Genomic DNA, 19,450 nt, shown 5'->3' on the forward strand with positions numbered 1-19,450 from the left:
CATATATATTAATGATTAAGATACTTGCAAACGACGGGATAGATCCTGTTGGTAAAAAATTATTAGAAGAAGCGGGTTTTGTGGTGGATACAGATACTGTACCGCAAGACCAATTGGTTGAAGCTTTAAAAAATTACGATGGTATTACGGTTAGAAGTGCAACCAAGTTACGTAAGGACCTGATAGATCAGGTGCCAAACCTAAAGCTGATTGGCCGTGGTGGTGTTGGAATGGATAATATTGACGTGGATTATGCCCGCAGTAAAGGCATAGCAGTAGTAAATACACCTGCCGCTTCATCCTTGTCGGTAGCTGAGCTTGTTTTTGCACACCTGTTTACCGGTATCCGTTTTCTACAGGATTCCAATAGAAAAATGCCGGTTGAAGGCAATACCAAATTTAATGCCTTGAAAAAAGCCTATGCTGGTGGTGTAGAGTTACAAGGCAAAACTATGGGTATCATTGGGTTTGGGCGTATTGGTCGTGAAACTGCTAAAGTGGCACTCCGACTGGGCATGAACGTTTTGGCTTATGATCTTTACCCTGCAGAGGGTACACTGCCTTTAACTTTCCAGGGCGGCGTTTCGGTAGAAATTCCTTTCAAGACCGTTTCACTGGATGAAGTGATTGCGAAGAGTGATTTCATCAGTTTACATACACCTTTTGCGGATAAACCTATTTTAGGTACAGCAGAGTTTGCTAAAATGAAAAACGGTGTGGGCGTGGTAAACTGTTCACGTGGTGGTACCATTGATGAGACGGCTTTAATTGCGGCCCTTGACAGCGGTAAGCTTGCTTTTGCAGGCCTGGATGTATTCGATAATGAGCCTACGCCGGACACTGCTATTTTACAGCATCCAAAAATATCTTTAACGCCTCATATTGGTGCTGCTACCAATGAAGCCCAGGAACGTATTGGTACGGAACTGGCTTCCCTGATTATTGAGCACTTTAAGAAGTAGTAAAATTTTGAAAAAGGGTACCTGATTTTAAAATTAGGTACCCTTTTTTGTTTTTAAACCAAATATATGCCTGAAATTAAGCCATTTTGTGCGCTTAAACCCGCTGCTCATTTGCAACAGCAAGTGGTCACGCGGCCGCTTGAAAATTACAGTACGGGTGAGGCAAAGCTGATTGCTTCGGAAAATCCATGCAGTTTTCTGCATTTAATTGATCCGGAACTGGACAATCCTTATCTGAGGGGTACCAGACAGGAACTGGTGTTTAAAAAGATCAGTGAAAACCTGGAAAGTTTTATAGAACACCGCTATTTGGTTAAACAACCACAACCCGCCATTTACATTTACCAGGTACGCCACGATGAGCTGGTGCAAACAGGGATCTGGACCCTTACACACATCAGCGATTATCTGGAAGGCAGGATCAAGAAACATGAGTCTACCGTAGAACGCAGGGAGAAGCTTTTGGCCGATTATCTGCAGCAAACAGGGCTGGATGCTAACCCGGTACTGATTACTTACCAGCCAGATGCATTGGTAGACCGGCTGACGGAAAAATACCTGTTACAAAATCCTGACCTGGATTTTGTTTTTGAAGATGGTACGGTACACCGGGTGTGGGCCATTACTGATATAGCCGATTTAACAACCATTGTACACTCATTTGCACAAATGCCTGCAGTTTACATTGCAGATGGCCATCATAGGGCTGCTTCTATGGCAAAGATGGGTATGCAAAAAAAAATCCTGAACGGTACAAAACACGAGGGAACTGAACTTTACAATTATTTCAGTACGGTATACATGAACACCCAGGAGGTAAAAGTACTTGAATTTAACCGGCTGATCAGGGATATGGGAGGGCTGAAAGCCGAACACTTTCTAAAGACTGTTGCCCAGTCATTTTTAATGGAAAAATCTGCAGTTGCGGTGAAACCGGGGGCATTGCACCAAATAGGTATGTATTTTAACGGACAATGGTATACACTACATCCAAAAACGGGTTTGTACGATAAATATGATCCTGTTGCCGTATTGGATGTGAGCATTTTGCAGAATTTTATTCTTGGACCTATACTAAACATACAGGATCCCAGAACTGATGCCCGGATTACTTTTGAAGGAGGTAGAACGCCGGTCTTTACGCTGCAGACCCGTGTAGATAACGGCTTGTTTGCTATAGCTTTTACCTTGTATCCCCCTTCTGTTGAACAAGTGATTGCTGTAGCAGATGCAGCAGGGGTGATGCCCCCTAAGTCGACCTGGGTAGAACCCAAATTTCTGGTGGGGTTACTGACGAGCTATTTCAATTAAAGCGAATTGGTTAGAGTCCAGTACTTATAGCCTAAAATGGCTTTCTGAACAGTGGACAGCTTCATCGGGTCTTTTTTGTAAAGGCTGGGCAGCAATACTTTATTGAGCTTTACCAATATTTTAAACAATTGTTTTTTCATATCCGTTTTATTTTTTTAAGAACGTACCATGCCATTCCTCCGGTAACCAGCAGTAACAATAAGCTCAAGGTGTAGGCAAAATGTTTATCTTTTATTGCTGTTCCGGCTTCGGCTTTAAGTAACTGGTTTTGATCCTGAAGTTGTTTGATGGACAGCTTGTAATTCTGTATCCTCTCGTCGCTTTCACCGGCACTGGTTTTTACCTGTTGTACCTCCAGGTCTTTATAATCCATTAAAATTTTGAGTTCCTTAAAAATATTATTATCATTCAACACCAGCTGTCTGAGTATCTCATTGGAATTCCTGATGTCTTTTTTTGTCTGAAACCCGAATATTCCAGTGCGGGCATTTAAACTTTCATCATACTGTCCGAACCTGGCACTTCTTTCGGCCAGCAATGCATTGATCTTCAGGCGCTGGGTCTGATAGGCACTGGTGTCACTTTGAGCTGCCGATACTTTAAGAGATATAAAAAAGAGCAGAAAAAAAAACAGGATATTGCGCATTGTTTTATGGTTTTGCAGCTTATCCAGCAAACTCCATGCCTTAAGGATGAAATTCGACCCTGACAATATCGTTCAGGTGCAGGCCCAGCAGGCCACTGGCCTTTCCTTTGTTGATGGCGATCTCAAGATGGTTACTGATACCGAACAAACATAATTTTTCGCCTTCGGGCACTTCATTGTAATGCCAGCTCAGCTGACTGATGGTTTCGCTTTTGCGAAAATACAAAGTGAAATCCCTGTTGCGCTGAATCTTGGTAAACAGTTCTTTGGTGATATTGGTGATCACATTGCTAAAGGTATCAATATAAATTACACTTCCCCTGATGATGTCCCGTTCGATAACAGGGTTAAGCAGCATCCGTTCCTCAATGTTCTCGGTAGGTACACCTATGTCTTTTAATTTGGCACCCCTGGCCAGCTGTGTAGCTGCCTTTACAAAAATATCTACCAGTGGAAAATGGAGGTACTTCAGGTCCTGCATAATATTGAGCTCTACAATTTCATCTGGTTTTTCATCAAATAATAAAGAGAAGATCCCATTGTCGGCACCTACAAAAAAATGATCTTTGTGTTTTAATGCAATGTATTTGGTGTGCTCACTGAATACAGAATCGATGCCAATGAGGTGGACTGTTCCTTTAGGAAAGTATAGGTAACAGTTTTTTAATACAAAAGCAGCGTGCGAGATATTAAAGGATGGCACCTCATGGGTTACATCAACAATTGTAGCTGTAGGCAAGATAGTCAGGATACTACCCTTAAGGGCAGCCTGGTAGAAATCTTTTGATCCTAAATCTGTTGTTAATGTAATAATGGCCATTAAAAATTGAATATTTATTCTTAATCTTGCGTAAGCGGCAAATCGCGTACAAATATTCAATTTTTATATCAAAATATACACTCCTATCTAAAAAACAATATTTTGAACGAACTAAAATTAACACTAGAATCGGTAGATCCGGTACAGTTTTGGGGCACAAATAATGAGCACTACGAGCTGATTAAAAATGCTTTTCCTAAACTTAAAGTTGTAGCAAGAGGGAATGAGGTTAAGGTACTTGGTGATGATCAGGAACTTAAGGGCTTTGAACAGAAATATAACCAGTTGCTTGGTCACCTGGAGCAATACAGTTCTTTGACACCAAATGATGTGGAATCGATTTTAGTTTCAAAGAAGGCGCAGGTTGCAGCTGATAATGGGACCGAGAAACCGGCAAACACAGGTGGGGGAGGCGAAGTGATCGTATTTGGTACAAACGGATTGATGGTTAAGGCCAGAACTGCGAACCAGAGGAAAATGGTAGACAGTATCGGAAAAAACGATGTGCTGTTCGCTATCGGCCCTGCCGGAACCGGAAAGACCTATACAGCGGTGGCTTTGGCAGTAAGGGCTTTGAAAAATAAGGAAATCAAACGCATTATATTAACCAGGCCGGCTGTAGAGGCGGGAGAGAACCTGGGTTTTTTGCCCGGAGATTTAAAAGAAAAAGTAGATCCTTACCTGCGCCCTTTGTATGATGCTTTGGACGATATGATACCGGCGGAGAAGCTGAAAACCTATATAGAGAACCGGACGATTGAAATTGCACCTTTGGCCTTTATGCGTGGAAGGACGCTTGACAATTGTTTTGTGATACTGGATGAGGCACAAAACTCGACCGACCTGCAGTTAAAAATGTTTTTGACCCGTATGGGGCCATCGGCAAAATTTATTGTAACGGGAGATGTCACACAGATTGATCTGCCCAAAAAACAGATGTCCGGTTTACACAATGCCCTGCGCATACTCGACGATATACCTGGTATAGAGATTATTTACCTCAATGGCGATGATGTGGTAAGGCATAAACTGGTAAAAAGAATATTAAAAGCATACGGCGATATACAGTAATAAGAATGACAGCAATTAAAGAAACAAATTTTAGCTTTCCGAAGCAGACCAGTTTTTATAAAGGTAAAGTACGCGATGTATATACCATAGATAACCGCTTTATGGCAATGGTGGTTACTGACAGGATATCTGCATTTGATGTGGTTTTACCGGAAGCAATTCCTTTTAAAGGACAGGTATTGAACCAGATTGCAGCTAAGTTTTTAAATGCAACAAAGGATATTGTGCCCAACTGGGTAATTGCGGTACCGGATGAAATGGTAACTATTGGACGCATCTGTGAGCCATTTAAAGTAGAGATGGTAGTAAGGGGATACCTTGCCGGACATGCCTGGAGAGAGTATAGTGCCGGTAAACGCAGCGTTTGTGGTGTGGCTTTACCGGAAGGGTTAAAAGAAAACGATAAACTACCCGGGCCGATCATTACACCAACAACCAAGGCATCGGTGGGCCATGATGAAGATATATCAAGGGAAGATATACTGGCTAAAGGTATTGTTTCGCTAGCAGATTATTCGCAACTTGAAAATTACACGTATGCCTTATACGAGCGTGGTACACAGATGGCCGCTGAACGCGGACTGATCCTGGTGGATACAAAATACGAATTTGGCAAAGTGGGTGAGGAGATTTATTTAATTGATGAGATCCACACGCCGGATTCTTCACGTTATTTTTATGCCGAAGGTTATTCGGAAAGGCAGGAACAGAATGAGCCGCAGAAGCAATTGTCGAAAGAATTTGTGCGTAAGTGGCTGATCGAAAATGGTTTTCAGGGTAAAGAGGGACAAAGTATTCCGGTAATGACCCCTGAGATCGTGAATTCGATAGCCGATCGCTATATTGAACTTTATGAACAGATTACGGGAGACCGTTTTGTGAAAAATGAACAGGCAGATGTGGTAGCGCGTATTGAAAAAAATGTAAACGGCTTTTTAAGTACAATTAAATTTTAAACCCTGTACATACAAATAAAATTAATTACTTTCGTATCAGACTAAATATTCATATCGGACTAAATAGACAATCAATATCATGAAATTTTCAGTAGATAAGCATGAAAAGTATGTGGTTTTAAAGCTTAATGAATCAAAGCTTACAAACGACAATACACCAAAGTTGAAATCTGAGTTCATTTTATTGAACACAGAAGGTTATTGTAATATTGTATTAGACCTTTCATCGGTAAAGCAGTGTGATGATTCTCAGGACCTGAGCAGTTTACTTTTTGGTGATAGATTGTGTAAAAAAGCCAACGGATTGTTTATTGTAACCGGTATCAATGAGGTTGTAGCTAAGATATTGGAAATGTCGAGCCTTGACCAGTCACTTACCATTGTTTCTAAAATTGATGAGGCTACAGACCTGATCTTTATGGAAGAAATAGAAAAAGAACTGTTGGGGAGCGTAGATAAAGATTAATGAAGTTTGAGGTCACTATTTTAGGCAGTAGTTCTGCAACACCTGTATACAATAGAAATCCGACAGCCCAGCTTTTAAATTGCAACGAAAAGTTCTATCTGATCGATTGCGGGGAAGGAACTCAGCAACAACTGATCAGATTTGGATTTAAAGCCAATAAGATAGATTTTGTTTTCATCAGCCATTTGCATGGCGATCATTATTTTGGATTGATTGGATTGCTTTCCAGCTTGCATTTAAACGGACGGATTAAGCCCATCAAAATATTTGCTCCGGCAGCTCTGGCTGAAATACTCGAGCTGCAGTTTAAACATTCGGAAACGGTGATCAGGTATCCGGTTGAGTTCGTGGCCACACAGACAGATGCGCCGGCAGAGATTTTTGAAAATGCGGACCTAAAGGTAGAAACCATTATTCTAAACCACAGGATTCCCTGTACAGGCTTTAAATTTGTACAAAAGAAAAGGCTGAGAAAATTGATTGTTGAAAAGCTGGAAGCTGAAGAAATTCCTGTTGATTGTTATCCCTTGCTGAAAAGAGGGGCTGACCTTGATCTGCCTGATGGCAGGGTTTTATTGAATGCAGATTATACAACAGATTCTGACCGCCCTAAGCAATATTGCTATTGTTCTGATACGCTGTTCGACGAAACTTATTTTGAAAGTATACAGGGTTGTGATACCCTGTACCATGAAGCCACTTTTTTACACGAAATGGTAGACAGGGCAAACCAGACACACCATACCACCGCATTACAGGCCGCTGAGATTGCGAAAATGACCGGAGCAGCTAAATTGCTTATCGGACATTTTTCTTCCAGGTACAAGACTTTACAGCCACTGCTGGAGGAAGCCAGATCCGTATTTGAAAATACTGAACTGGCGATTGAAGGAAATACCTATACGATTTAGTTATCCTTTTTACCACCTCCGAATACGGAGAAGTGAACGTAACGTTTAGGATTTTGTTTCAGGTCTATCATCAGGTTATCCAGGTTTTTAGAGGCATTGTTCAGGTTTTCATACATTTTTGTATCATTCACCAGCATACCCAGGGTTCCTTGTCCGTTGTTCACCTTATTAACAATGGTCTGCAGATCGGCCATGGCCTTATTGGCATTCTCTATGGTCTGTTTAAAATTAGCTGCAGCCACCTGATCTGTGATATTGCCAATGTTATTCAATATGCCGTTTATCTTTTCATTGTTCTTTTTCAGGTTACTTGAAATGGCCTCTACATTGGCCAGGATTGCAGATACCCTGGACCCTTCAGAGCCCACCAGATTATCTACCTTTTTAGATGTAGCTTCCAATGAAGAAAGCGTAGAAGCTATGCTGTTAAAACTTTTATCAACATTCTTTTGAAAGTTAGGGTTTAGGATAGAGTTTACGCTTGTCAGGATCGAATCCATTTTAGTGATGATCAGTTCAGCTTTTTTCTGAACCGGCTGTACGGTTTCAAGCAGACCCTTAGCCACATTTGCATTAAGGGTATCCCCATCCTGCGCAAAATCCTGACCCGTGCCCAGTTCCATTACAATAGCTTTACTGCCCAGCAGGTCGGTACCTTCCAGTTTAGCTATACTGTTTTTTGGGATTTCATATTTTCCCTTGATCTTTAAAGTGGCCAGGATACTCCCATCTGATTGTAATTGTAGCTTATCTACGCGGCCAATCTGAAAACCATTGATCAGAACTGGTTTGGACACGCCCAGTCCATCAACCCTAGGGTATCTGGCGTACAGCACGGTCTCATTCGAAAAAATGGCATTACCCTTTAAAAAGTTATAACCAATAATTAATAAGGTAATTGAAAAGGCCGCCAGGATGCCTACTTTAGTTTCGTTTGCTATCTTCATCAGGTATGTTTTGTTTTTTCAGTAATATTTATTTTATCATTGCCTTCAGCTACCTTCGGCGGTCTTAATTGATTTCAGTTTCTCTTTTATATGTCTTTACCGCTTTAAAGATGGAGTTTACAATTTCATCCTGCCCACTGGCCGAATTCATATAATCTTCTTCTCTTGGATTAGAAATGAACCCTATTTCCGTTAAAACTGCAGGCATTCCGCATCTTTGTAAAATTAAAATGCCCTGTTCTTTTACACCTCTGTTAACCCTTTTGTCATCGTTTGTGTAATTGTTCTGGATTAACCTTGCCAACTTCAGGCTTTTGTCCCTGAATGTATTTTTGAACAAAGATAGTATAATAAATGTTTCAGGGTCATTCGGATCATAACCATCGTAATTCTGTTTATAGTTTTTTTCCAGTTTGATATCCGCATTTTCTCTTATGGCCACATCCTGCTCGTCCAGCCGGTGCGATCCGGCTACAAACGTTTCCGTCCCACTGGTTGAGGTATTTTTTACATAACCATATCTGGCTATTTTTTTGCCGCCTTTTGTAGTGGTATAACCTGTTACAACCCTTCTGTCGGGCATAGAATTACAGTGTATGGAAATGAATATATCGGCTTTATTGTCGTTGGCCAGGGCGGCTCTTTTGTGAAATTCAACGTCCACATCGGTTTTTCTTGTGTACAGGATTTTAACTTCCGGCATTTCTTCTTCAAACTTTTTGCCCAGTTTTAAGGCCACTTTGAGGGCAACATTCTTTTCCAGTGAATAACTCCCTGCTGCACCCGATTTTGGCCCGCCATGACCCGCGTCTATCACAATGGTCTTAACTTTATATCCCTGAGCAAAAGTAGCTTGCGAACTTATAATTAGTGAAATGGCAGCCAGGAATACATATATCTTCAATCTCATCTATTTTTTATTCTTTTTATTTTAGTGTATTATCCCTCAATTCCTTTTCTGTAATTTTCAATAGCCTTCAATAAGCATTCCGTAATTTCATTTTGCCCTGCTTCAGAGTTCATATAGTTCTCTTCATCGGGATTGCTGATGAAACCAATTTCCGTTAAAATTGCAGGCATGCCTGCACGGGCAAGTACAGCAAGGCTTTTTTCCTGCACGCCGCGATCAATACGGCCAACCCTGATGTACTGGTCCTGCACCAGTTTGGCCAGTTTAAGGCTTTGGGTCCTGAAGGTGTTTTTCATTAAGGACAGGATGATGTAGTTTTCAGGATTGTTCGGGTCAAAACCTTCATAGTTTTCTTTGTAATTGTCTTCCAGAAAGATCGCCGCATTTTCCCTTTTGATCACCTCGTCCTGTTCGTTCATTCTCCCCATCCCGGATACAAAGGTTTCCACTCCTCTGGTAGAAGTACTTTTACGGTATACGGTTTCAGTAATGGCCACTCTTTTACCACGACTGTTCTTTTTATATCCCGTTACAATGGTAGACCGGTGTACGGGCATATCGTTACAATGGATAGAAATAAATAAATCAGCTTTTGCATTATTGGCAATTGCTATACGCTCGTATAATGGGATAAATACATCTGTACTTCTGGTATAAATTACCTTTACGTCCTTCATATTGGCTTCTATTGCTGCACCGAGGTGTAAGGCAGTTTTTAAAGCTACATCCTTCTCTGTTGAATACAGGCCTCTGGTAGAGCCGTCCCGCCCACCATGACCGGCGTCAATTACGATGGTTTTTATTTTATACTCTTGCGTAAATGCCTGGTAATTAGATGCGATAGTAAAAATAAAAGAAATAAATACGATCAAAATTGCATTTGGTCTGAGCAATGGTATATTTTTCATTAATTTTGAACGTTTTGGATTAAACATTAATGCAAAAATAACATTCACACACGAATTTGAAACTTTTACGCTATATCATTTTTTTTAAAATGCTTGTTTTACTAACATCTGTTGGTAACCATGCATTTGCATTTACTTCTTTTTCTTCGTTTCAGGTTGTACAGCAAATTGATACCGCAAAGAAGGATACCCTGAAAAAGGGTATAGTTAAAAGTGATCCTAAAGATACCACTGCATCAGAAAAAATTCAATATGCTGCTAAAGATTCTATCGCTTTCAGCAAAGATAGCAGTATAGTTTATCTGTACGGTAAGGCCAGGGTAATTTACCAGGGACTGGAACTGGATGCCGACTACATTACTTATGACAACAAAACCCACCTGATTTATGCCCGGGGAACCAAAGATACAAAAGGAAAATATATAGGCCGGCCCATCTTTAAAATGGAAGGACAGGGAACTTCACTGGCCGATTCGCTCAGGTTCAATACAATTACGAAAGAGGGGAATATATATGGAGTTTTTACAGAACAGGAGGGTGGTTTTTTCTCTGGTGGTAAAGCTAAAAAACAACCCGATGATGAAATTCACAGTAAAGGACAGACCTATAGTACCTGTAATTTGCCCCATCCGCATTATGGTCTGCACATTACCAAGGGGATTGTAACAGAAAACCAGATCATTACAGGGCCGGTGTATTTACAGATAGAAGATATACCCTTGCCTATAGCCCTGCCTTTTGCATTTTTCCCCAAGCCGAACAAAAGAAGCTCGGGGATTATCCTGCCCACACCCGGAGAAGATTATACCAGGGGCTTCTTTTTACAGGATGGGGGCTATTACCTGGGCCTCAGCGATTACTGGGACGCCAGGATAACCGGAAGTATATATAGCTATGGTTCTTATAATGCCCGGCTTGCCTCTACTTATACCCAAAGATATAAGTTTAATGGTAATGTAGACCTGAGCTATGCTTTTACCAAGAACGGGACCAGGGGAACGCAGGACTTTAGTACCAGTAAAGATTTTAGCATACGATGGAACCATTCACAAAATGCCAATGCCAAGCCGGGAACAACATTTTCTGCAAGTGTTGATGCGGGTACAAGTACCTTTGACCGGGAGACAGCTGCCGGAGGAACGTACGATCCAAACCGGATCGCAAGAAATACACTGGGATCAAGTATCTCTTATGGCCGTACCTTTGGTCAGGGCATAAACTTTACAGGCGCCCTGCGCCATTCGCAGGAAACTGCCACAAAGAGTGTAAGTCTGGTGCTTCCCGATGTCACGCTGTCTGTGCCCACATTTAACCCTTTTGATTCTAAGGACAGGGTAGGCGAGCAGAAATGGTACCAGAAAATAACAGTAGGTTATAATATGCAGGCCACCAACCAGATCACTTCACCTGATTCTTTATTGTTTAAAAAAGAATCGCTCAAGAAGTTCAGAAGTGGCTTCCAGCATACCATTCCTGTTAACATGGCCTTTAATTTACTGAGGTATTTTAATTTTAATGTGGGTACTACCTATACGGAAAAATGGCATTTTCAATCGATCAGAAAAACTTATTTTAAAGTACCCAACAAAGCAGATGCTATTTTTATAGATACCATTCCTGGCTTTAACCGTTCTGGCCAGTATTCCCTCAGCGGGGGAATGTCGACCAAAATCTATTCTACTGCCCAGTTTAAAAATTTCGGAAAATTTAAGGCCATCAGACATGTGATGACCCCAAGTGTGAATTTTAGTTATACCCCTGATTTTTCCGCCCTTAAGCTGGGGAATTATAAGGAGGCCCTTTATGATGATAGGACCAAAGTGATGACGCGTGACGCAAAGGGCAACCTGGTACCGCTGCTGTATTCCATTCATGAATCTTCTTATTATGGCGGGCCCGGAATGGGAAAAAATGCTTCTATTGGTTTCTCGGTTGACAATACAGTAGAAGCAAAATTTTTATCACCAAAAGACACGACAGGCACCGGAGAAAAGAAAATCCCCATCATTCAGGGATTAGGGATCAGCGGATCCTATAACCTGCTTGCCGAAAGCTTTAAATTATCAACTTTAAGCTTTAGCGGCCGTTCACAGTTTACAGATAAACTGGGGATAAATTACTATGGTACTTTAAATCCGTATTTGTATGCGGATTCCACAGATAAACTGACAAATAATACTGTGCGTTATCTAAAAGATAAATATACCTGGACGGAGGGCAAACTGCCCCGCCTTACCAATTTTGGTTTCTCTTTTAACTACAGCCTGAACCCGGAAGCTTTAAAAAAGAAAAATGATGCGAACGATAAAATAAAGGAGCAGGCCAATAGTGGTGCCATCACTCCAGAACAGGCAGAGGCCCTGGCTAAGGTGAGCCGCGATCCGAATGCCTTTGTTGATTTTAACATCCCATGGAATTTTGCCTTCTCTTATACTTTCAATTACAGTACCAATGAGGTAAGCCAGAATGGTACAGTTACCAATACTTTAAACTTTAATGGTGATGCCAATATTACCCCCAAATGGAAGGTTACATTCAGTTCCGGATGGGACTTTCAGCGCAATACCATTTCCCAGACCAATTTTTCGATATACCGGGATTTACATTGCTGGGACATGAGCTTTAGCTGGGTGCCATTTGGTTTTTACCAGAGCTATTCAGTTGACATTAAAGTGAAGGCCTCTATTCTTCAGGACCTGAAGCTGAGCAAAAGAAAAGGATATTATACCAAATTTTAAAAAAACATTACGCTATGTTAGCTGAAATTATAACCATTGGTGATGAAATACTGATCGGGCAGATTGTAGATACCAATTCTGCATGGATGGCACAGAAATTAAACCTGATCGGTATTAAGGTTAAACAGATTACCTCGGTGTCTGATGATGCAGCACATATTACAGAAGCGCTGAAACTTGCCGAAGGTCGGGCGGATGTAATCCTGATTACCGGAGGTCTTGGGCCTACTAAAGATGATGTGACCAAAGTAACTATGGCAAAGTACTTCCATATGGGTTTTAGAAGGGACCAGGAAACTTTAGACCATGTAACGCATATTTTTACGAGCCTGAACAGACCGATGATAGAGCTGAACCGCCGGCAGGCTGATGTGCCCGATGGCTGTGAGGTGATCCAGAATAAGAATGGTACGGCACCTTGTATGTGGTTTGAGCAACATGGAAAAATCTATGTGTCTATGCCAGGGGTGCCATTCGAAATGATGTACCTGATGACGGAAGAGATCCTGCCACGTTTGAAAAACGCATTTAAACTGCCCGCTATTTTTCATAAAACCATTTTAACGGCCGGTATTGGCGAATCTTTCCTGGCCCAGGAAATTGAAGACATTGAAAATGCCTTACCTGATCACATTAAACTGGCTTATCTGCCCAAACTTGGACAGGTACGGCTGAGATTAAGTGGAACAGGTGCCGATGAAGCAACGCTGCAGCAGGAAGTGATGTTTTATGCACAGCAACTGATCGGCAGGGTGAAAAAAAATGTGGTGGCCGACCAGGATATTCCGCTGGAAAAGGCACTGCTGAACATCATGCAGGAACGGCAGCTTACCTTGAGCACTGCCGAAAGTTGTACTGGTGGTTATATTTCTCAATTGATCACGCAGCATCCTGGATGTTCTGCCGTATTTGCAGGCGCTGCGGTTACTTATTCCAATGCATTAAAAATGTCCGTCCTTGGTGTGCTGCCTGAAACCCTGGAAAATTACGGAGCGGTGAGTGAGCAAACAGTAAAAGAAATGGCCATGGGTGCGGTTGCTAATTTCAAAACAGATTATGCGGTCGCCGTGAGTGGAATTGCCGGCCCGGATGGAGGTACTGAAGAGAAACCCGTTGGTACTGTGTGGATTGCAGTAGCAACCCAATATAAGGTAGTGGCCAGGTTGTTCAGGTTTGGCAACCGTCGTGCACAAAATATTGAACGTGCGGCAATAGCTGCATTAACGATGGTTTTGAATGAGCTGAAACAAGATGTGGGTTAAGTCTGGGAAATACTTTACTTTTGCACCTGATACAAATCATAAAATAAAAAATGGCTCAATACGAATTATTGTTACCTAAAATGGGGGAGAGCGTTGCGGAAGCAACCATAATTAAATGGGTTAAACAACCGGGTGAACTGATTGAGATGGATGACACTGTTTTGGAGATTGCCACGGATAAAGTAGATTCTGAAGTCCCATCGCCAATAGCGGGTAGATTAGTAAAGCAATTATTTAAAGAAGACGATATTGTACAGGTAGGTGCCGTAATTGCGATTATAGAAACGGATGCCGATGCCCCGGTAGTTGCTGAGCAGGCAGTTGAAACTCCTGCAGCAGTAAGCGTACCTGAGGCGGAGCCAGTTACAGCAAACATACCGGGGATGGAACAGCTTCCTGCTGATTTTGTCTCAGACCGTTTTTATTCGCCCCTGGTAAAAAATATTGCATTACAGGAGGGAATAACTGTTGAAGAATTGGATACAATTAGCGGAACCGGTGCTGAAGGGCGTTTAACTAAAGATGATTTATTGAACTATATTCAAAACGGGAAAAAAACTGGCGATGTAAGCAGAGAGGAAGAAGTGAAGCCCGTAGCCCAGCAGTCTGCAGTCGCACAACCCCTAAAAGTTCAGCCAACTCAGGCAGCGGCAAGTATAAGTGGTGGTGATGAGATCATTGAGATGGACAGGATGCGTAAGTTAATTGCCGAACACATGGTAATGAGCAAACAGACCTCTCCGCATGTAACCTCTTTTGTAGAAGCAGATGTAACCAATATGGTACTATGGCGTGAAAAGGTAAAAAGGGATTTTGAGAAGCGTGAAAACGAGAAGATCACCTTTACGCCCATATTTGTGGAAGCGGTAAGCAGGGCGATCAAAGATTTTCCGATGATCAATGTATCGGTAAACGGAAATCAGATCATTAAGAAAAAAGATATCAATATCGGTATGGCAGCTGCATTACCAAGTGGTAACCTGATTGTGCCGGTAATAAAAAATGCGGATGAGCTGAACCTGCTGGGTTTAACAAAAGCGGTTAACGACCTGGCCAGCCGTGCCCGGGCCTCGAAATTAAAGCCTGATGAAACGCAAAACGGCACTTTCACCTTAACCAATGTGGGTTCTTTTGGTAATGTAATGGGCACACCGATCATTAATCAGCCGCAGGTAGCTATATTGGCTGTGGGTGCCATTAAAAAGAAACCAGCGGTGTTGGAAACGGAAGCTGGTGATGTGATTGCGATCAGGCATATCATGTTCCTTTCTTTATCTTATGACCACAGGGTTGTTGACGGGGCCCTTGGGGGTTCATTCGTACGCCGGGTGGCCGATTACCTGGAAAAATGGGACCTTAACAGAGAAATATAGTAGCGTAGAAGAACAACTCATAGAAAAAGGCCCCATTGGGGCCTTTTTCATGATCAAAACAAAAAAATAATTAATTAAATAATACCTCTTCGTCTGCTACAGTTTTAATCTGCTGCTCCGTATAAGTATATTTTCCGGTGTGGGCAATAAATACGTCTTTCTGCTCCAGTAGGTCGCGATTAGCTATCAGGCTTTTCAGGCTTACATTGCCAATCACGTATTTATAATCATCACGTGAAAAACGTTCCACAATATTTTCAATCTGCAGTTTTTCTACAGTGTATTCGTGTACATAACGCAGGTAAACTTCAATGTTTACATCGTCAGTATGTAACAGTCCATTGTGCTGGTGGTATTTTTTGTATTCATAGCGGTAACCATACCTTAAGGCAGCAATGTCAGACAATACAGCTGCACCAGTCGGATGTCCGCCAGCTCCTTTTCCAAAAAAGAACTGCTTGTCGGCAAATGCAGCCTGCACAGTTACCCCATTATATTCATTCTCTACATTGTAAAGAAAATCATCAGATTTTACAAATTTGGGCAATACATAAGTAACCACCTGTTTAGTGCTTATTTTGCGGGCTGTAGGTACCAGTTTAATTTTAAAGTTCTTTTCCCTTGCATATCTGATGTCATTTTCAGAAAGGTTCTGAATGCCAATATTAAGGATTTTATCGGGATTGATGAATAAACCATAAGCGTGCGCCGTAGCAATGGCCAGCTTAAATTTAGGATCATAACCCCCTACGTCAAGAATTGGATCTGTTTCTGCGAAGCCAAGGTCCTGTGCCTGTTTCAAAGCCACCCCATATTCCAGGTTTTCGTTAAATATTTTTGAGAGGATATAATTTGACGAACCGTTAAATATCCCGCTGATGCCATGCAACAGTTCATTATCGTAATATTCTTCCAGGTTACGGATAATTGGGATACTGCCACATACTGCACCCTCATAGAGTAGCGATGCATCATATTTTTCCTGTAGCTCTACCAGTTCGGCAAGGTGCGAAGCGATCATTTTTTTATTGGCTGAAACTACGTTCTTGCCACTGATCAATGCCCTTTTAACAATATCAAAAGCAGCATCAGCATCATCAATCAGTTCTACAATCGTGTTGATCTCGCTATTGTTCAGCAATTCATTGTGATCTGTGGTAAAAAGGTGTGCATCCAGGCTGCGCTTTTTGTCGGGGTTTTTGATGGCGATCTTAATGATTTCAAGATTCAGATCCTGACCGCGGATGATGTCATGTAATCCCTGGCCCACTACTCCAAAACCAAATAACCCAATTTTAAGTTTCTTGCTCATCTGTTTATTTATGCTGTTTTATGTAATTTAATTATTTTCTTGTGTACGCTCTCTTTAAGGAAATTACCAATAACGTTTGTAAGCGCATCTGTTTCAATCAGGAAACCGTCATGGCCGTAGGCCGACTTCAGACTTTGGAATTCTGCACCAGGGATGTTTTCTGCCATGAACTCCTGTTCTGCCAATGGGAAAAGAATGTCGTTTTCAATACCTATTACCAGGGTATTTGCTTTTACCAATGCCAGGGCGTCAATTACACTATTTCTGTTCCTGCTTACATTATGACTGTCCATCGCTTTGCTCAGGTACCAGTAGCTGTAAGCATTGAAACGCTTACAGAGTTTTTCTCCCTGGTAATTCTGATAGGAAGAAGCCCTGAAGCTACCGATTTTATCGTTCACACTTTCCAGCTGGGTAGCCGAATAGGCATCATAGGTCCTGTAGGACAATAAAGCAATGCTTCTGGCAACTTTTAATCCTTTTAACCCGCCATCAGGTTTTTGTGCATAAAAACTACGGTCCGTTGTAATGGACAGCCGCTGGCTCTCATTAAAGGCTATGCCCCATGGCGAGTGTACGGCATTGGTGGCCACTAAAATAAGGTTCTCTATGGCATTGTTATCAGTGATGGCCCATTCCAATGCCTGTTGTCCCCCTAATGAACCGCCAATCAATACCTTAACCGTACTGATCCCCAGATGTGCTGCAAGCAGCCGGTGTGCTGCAACCAGGTCCCTGATGGTAAACTCCGGAAAGGCCAGGTAATAAGGCTGACCAGTTACCGGATTGGTACTCAATGGGTTGGTGCTGCCATAATGCGAGCCCAATACATTGGCACATATGATAAAGTGTTCATCAGGATTAAACAGCGCATTGTTGCCAAAAAGCCCTTTCCACCAATCCAGCACATCAGAATTCGCTGTAAGTGCATGACAGGCCCAAATTACATTGTCCTTTTTGGCATTTAATTTACCATAAGTCTGATAGGCAATTTCAAGCTTACGCAACTTTTTGCCATTTTCAAGTTTAAAGGTTTTGTTGTAATTATATATGGAGATTGTACTCATTACTAAATCTTGGTAAAATTGAGGAGCAGGTGTTTATTTTTTGATACTGGCAAAGGCCTGTTCAAAATCTGCTTTGATATCGTCTATATGCTCTATACCAACCGATACCCTTAACTGATTGGGCTTAACCCCGGCAGCAATTTGTTCGTCCTCGCTCAGTTGCTGATGGGTGGTAGCCGAAGGCTGGATGATCAGGGTTTTTGCATCGCCAACATTGGCCAGGTGGCTTACCAGTTTAAGGCTGTCTACCAGAGCTGTAGCCTGTTCTTTATCTCCTTTTAGTTCAAATGACAATACTGCACCAAAACCATTTTGCAAATACTTTTTAGCATTGGCATGATAAGGGCTGCTTTCCAGACCCGGGTAGCTTACACTTTTTACTGCTTCATGGTTTTCCAGCCAGGTGGCCAGGGCCAGCGTATTGTCTACATGGCGCTGCACACGAAGGGATAAGGTTTCTAAACCCTGTAACAAGAGGAAAGAGTTGATTGGCGCAATGGCCGGACCAAAATCCCTTAATCCTTCTACACGCGCACGAATGATAAACTGTATGTTACCAAATGGGCCGCCTATTCCGAATACATCGTTAAAAACAAGGCCATGGTAACCTTCAGAAGGCTCTGTAAACTGTTTAAATTTACCATTTCCCCAATTGTAGTTTCCGCCGTCTACAATTACCCCACCTATACTGGTCCCGTGTCCGCCAATCCATTTGGTGGCCGATTGTACCACAATATGCGCACCATGTTCCAGGGGCTTAAACAGATAACCGGCTGCACCAAAAGTATTGTCTACAATCAGGGGCAGGTCGTGTTTATTGGCAATAGCAGCTAATTTTTCGAAATCGATGATGCTATAGGCCGGGTTACCGATACTTTCTACATACAAAGCTTTGGTATTGGCGTCTATTTTGGCTTCAAAATCTGAAGGATCATCGCCATTGGCAAATTTAACTTCAATGCCCAAACGCTTAAAGGCAACTTTAAACTGGTTATACGAACCTCCGTACAGATGGGATGAGGATACAAAATTATCTCCTGCCTCTAAAATGTTGTTTAAAGCGATGAACTGTGCGGCCTGTCCCGATGCTACGGCAAGGGCTGCTACACCACCTTCCAGTGCGGCCACCCTTTTTTCAAACACATCTGTAGTAGGGTTCATGATACGGGTGTAAATGTTCCCGAATTCTTTTAAAGCGAAAAGGTTTGCACCATGTTCGGAGTTTTTGAAGCCGTAAGAAGTCGTTTGATATATTGGAACGGCCCTTGAGCCTGTTGTAGGATCAATTTCCTGGCCTGCATGTACTTGTAGTGTTTCGAATTTATGAGAAGCTGACATAATTTTTGAATTTTATATGGTGTAATTGATTTTCTATGGGATGCGACCGGGCATAATTCTAGCCTGAAAGCATGTTTTGTTTAGCGTACCCAAAAGGGCCTTCCGGATGGATCAAGAAATGCAAAAGGAAGATTTTAAGGATTATTGCATGCAACAGCACATACAGTTGGTATGCTTTGGGCAACAATAATTACGAAGTGTTGAAATAATCGTTTTCATCTGTTTTAATTTATCTTTCCAAACAGCACCATGCTGCCCGGTCAGGAATTGGCACCTTCTCCATTTTGGGAGGGTTGCCAGTGGGTCAAAGAGCCTGTCTCTCGCCACTTCTTTATAAATCAAACCTTTGTTAGGAGGTGTTGACTTGATCGGCTTTCGCCAATTGATGCCACAAATGTAGGGCTCAGGAACAAAATAACCAAAATTTAATTCTGATTATTTTGTAATTAATT

18 protein-coding genes and 1 riboswitch are annotated in these 19,450 nt (G+C 41.9%); of the genes, 9 read left to right on the forward strand and 9 right to left on the reverse strand.

The genetic code is table 11. The annotated features are described in order from the left end of the window. The first annotated feature begins 11 nt into the window (after positions 1-11). Both PHEP_RS09255 and PHEP_RS09260 read left to right on the forward strand, forming a co-directional pair. Complete coding sequence (locus PHEP_RS09255) at positions 12-962, forward strand: D-2-hydroxyacid dehydrogenase (RefSeq protein WP_015807680.1); 951 nt, start codon at positions 12-14, stop codon at positions 960-962. A 66-nt stretch (positions 963-1,028) separates the two neighbouring features. After that, positions 1,029-2,273 carry a DUF1015 domain-containing protein gene (locus tag PHEP_RS09260; protein WP_015807681.1) on the forward strand — a complete coding sequence of 415 codons (1,245 nt, stop codon included), beginning with the start codon at positions 1,029-1,031 and terminating at the stop codon, positions 2,271-2,273. Here the strand turns inward: PHEP_RS09260 and PHEP_RS22210 are convergent. Genes PHEP_RS22210 through PHEP_RS09270 form a run of 3 tightly spaced genes read right to left on the reverse strand, consistent with a single transcriptional unit; the run spans position 2,270 to position 3,739 of the window. After that, on the reverse strand, positions 2,270-2,413 hold the full coding sequence (locus PHEP_RS22210; protein ID WP_015807682.1) for a hypothetical protein: 144 nt from the start codon (positions 2,411-2,413) through the stop codon (positions 2,270-2,272). The two genes, PHEP_RS09260 and PHEP_RS22210, sit on opposite strands and share 4 nt — an antisense overlap. Further along, positions 2,410-2,919 carry a hypothetical protein gene (locus PHEP_RS09265; protein ID WP_015807683.1) on the reverse strand — a complete coding sequence of 170 codons (510 nt, stop codon included), beginning with the start codon at positions 2,917-2,919 and terminating at the stop codon, positions 2,410-2,412. The genes PHEP_RS22210 and PHEP_RS09265 overlap by 4 nt, the downstream gene beginning before the upstream one ends. A gap of 40 nt (positions 2,920-2,959) precedes the next feature. Continuing rightward, positions 2,960-3,739, reverse strand: a complete 780-nt coding sequence (locus tag PHEP_RS09270) for an SAM hydrolase/SAM-dependent halogenase family protein (protein ID WP_015807684.1) — start codon at positions 3,737-3,739, stop codon at positions 2,960-2,962. 102 nt (positions 3,740-3,841) lie between these two features. Here PHEP_RS09270 and PHEP_RS09275 point away from each other — a divergent pair, with 102 nt between their 5' ends. The 4 genes from PHEP_RS09275 (at position 3,842) to PHEP_RS09290 (ending at position 7,143) form a co-directional block, all read left to right on the forward strand. After that, on the forward strand, positions 3,842-4,810 hold the full coding sequence (locus PHEP_RS09275) for a PhoH family protein (protein ID WP_015807685.1): 969 nt from the start codon (positions 3,842-3,844) through the stop codon (positions 4,808-4,810). Positions 4,811-4,815: 5 nt separating this feature from the next. Further along, positions 4,816-5,766, forward strand: coding sequence for a phosphoribosylaminoimidazolesuccinocarboxamide synthase (locus tag PHEP_RS09280; protein ID WP_015807686.1), 951 nt, complete (start codon positions 4,816-4,818; stop codon positions 5,764-5,766). A 79-nt stretch (positions 5,767-5,845) separates the two neighbouring features. Then, positions 5,846-6,232 carry an STAS domain-containing protein gene (locus PHEP_RS09285; RefSeq protein WP_015807687.1) on the forward strand — a complete coding sequence of 129 codons (387 nt, stop codon included), beginning with the start codon at positions 5,846-5,848 and terminating at the stop codon, positions 6,230-6,232. Beyond that, the gene (locus PHEP_RS09290) at positions 6,232-7,143 is read left to right on the forward strand and encodes a ribonuclease Z (protein WP_015807688.1); all 912 of its coding nucleotides are present in this window, start codon (positions 6,232-6,234) and stop codon (positions 7,141-7,143) included. Before PHEP_RS09285 ends, PHEP_RS09290 begins: the two co-directional genes overlap by 1 nt. Here the strand turns inward: PHEP_RS09290 and PHEP_RS09295 are convergent. The 3 genes from PHEP_RS09295 to PHEP_RS09305 all read right to left on the reverse strand — a co-directional run bounded on the left by PHEP_RS09295 (position 7,140) and on the right by PHEP_RS09305 (position 9,908). Continuing rightward, on the reverse strand, positions 7,140-8,090 hold the full coding sequence (locus PHEP_RS09295) for an MlaD family protein (RefSeq protein ID WP_015807689.1): 951 nt from the start codon (positions 8,088-8,090) through the stop codon (positions 7,140-7,142). The two genes, PHEP_RS09290 and PHEP_RS09295, sit on opposite strands and share 4 nt — an antisense overlap. Positions 8,091-8,154: 64 nt before the next feature. Beyond that, complete coding sequence (locus PHEP_RS09300) at positions 8,155-9,000, reverse strand: N-acetylmuramoyl-L-alanine amidase family protein (RefSeq protein WP_015807690.1); 846 nt, start codon at positions 8,998-9,000, stop codon at positions 8,155-8,157. Between the two features lie 29 nt (positions 9,001-9,029). Continuing rightward, positions 9,030-9,908, reverse strand: a complete 879-nt coding sequence (locus PHEP_RS09305; RefSeq protein WP_238326457.1) for an N-acetylmuramoyl-L-alanine amidase family protein — start codon at positions 9,906-9,908, stop codon at positions 9,030-9,032. Between the two features lie 89 nt (positions 9,909-9,997). On the opposite strand from PHEP_RS09305, the gene PHEP_RS09310 reads away from it, so the two are divergent. Genes PHEP_RS09310 through PHEP_RS09320 form a run of 3 tightly spaced genes read left to right on the forward strand, consistent with a single transcriptional unit; the run spans position 9,998 to position 15,281 of the window. Next, positions 9,998-12,646, forward strand: coding sequence for a putative LPS assembly protein LptD (locus PHEP_RS09310; protein ID WP_015807692.1), 2,649 nt, complete (start codon positions 9,998-10,000; stop codon positions 12,644-12,646). A gap of 14 nt (positions 12,647-12,660) precedes the next feature. Next, entirely contained in the window at positions 12,661-13,908 is a 1,248-nt protein-coding gene (locus tag PHEP_RS09315; RefSeq protein ID WP_015807693.1) for a competence/damage-inducible protein A, read from the forward strand. Positions 13,909-13,958: 50 nt separating this feature from the next. Next, positions 13,959-15,281 carry a dihydrolipoamide acetyltransferase family protein gene (locus tag PHEP_RS09320; protein WP_015807694.1) on the forward strand — a complete coding sequence of 441 codons (1,323 nt, stop codon included), beginning with the start codon at positions 13,959-13,961 and terminating at the stop codon, positions 15,279-15,281. A 70-nt stretch (positions 15,282-15,351) separates the two neighbouring features. Here the strand turns inward: PHEP_RS09320 and PHEP_RS09325 are convergent, their stop codons facing one another. Genes PHEP_RS09325 through PHEP_RS09335 form a run of 3 tightly spaced genes read right to left on the reverse strand, consistent with a single transcriptional unit; the run spans position 15,352 to position 18,998 of the window. Next, a complete protein-coding gene (locus PHEP_RS09325; RefSeq protein WP_015807695.1) occupies positions 15,352-16,593 on the reverse strand; it encodes a homoserine dehydrogenase in 1,242 nt (413 codons plus the stop codon). Positions 16,594-16,601: 8 nt separating this feature from the next. After that, positions 16,602-17,660: a homoserine O-acetyltransferase family protein gene (locus tag PHEP_RS09330; RefSeq protein ID WP_015807696.1), complete on the reverse strand. Its 1,059-nt coding sequence runs from the start codon at positions 17,658-17,660 to the stop codon at positions 16,602-16,604. Positions 17,661-17,693: 33 nt separating this feature from the next. Further along, a complete protein-coding gene (locus PHEP_RS09335; RefSeq protein ID WP_015807697.1) occupies positions 17,694-18,998 on the reverse strand; it encodes an O-acetylhomoserine aminocarboxypropyltransferase/cysteine synthase family protein in 1,305 nt (434 codons plus the stop codon). A gap of 226 nt (positions 18,999-19,224) precedes the next feature. After that, positions 19,225-19,338: riboswitch (SAM riboswitch) on the reverse strand. Positions 19,339-19,450: the final 112 nt, after the last annotated feature.

The sequence above is a fragment of the Pedobacter heparinus DSM 2366 genome (genome assembly GCF_000023825.1).
GTDB classification, from domain to species: Bacteria; Bacteroidota; Bacteroidia; order Sphingobacteriales; family Sphingobacteriaceae; genus Pedobacter; species Pedobacter heparinus.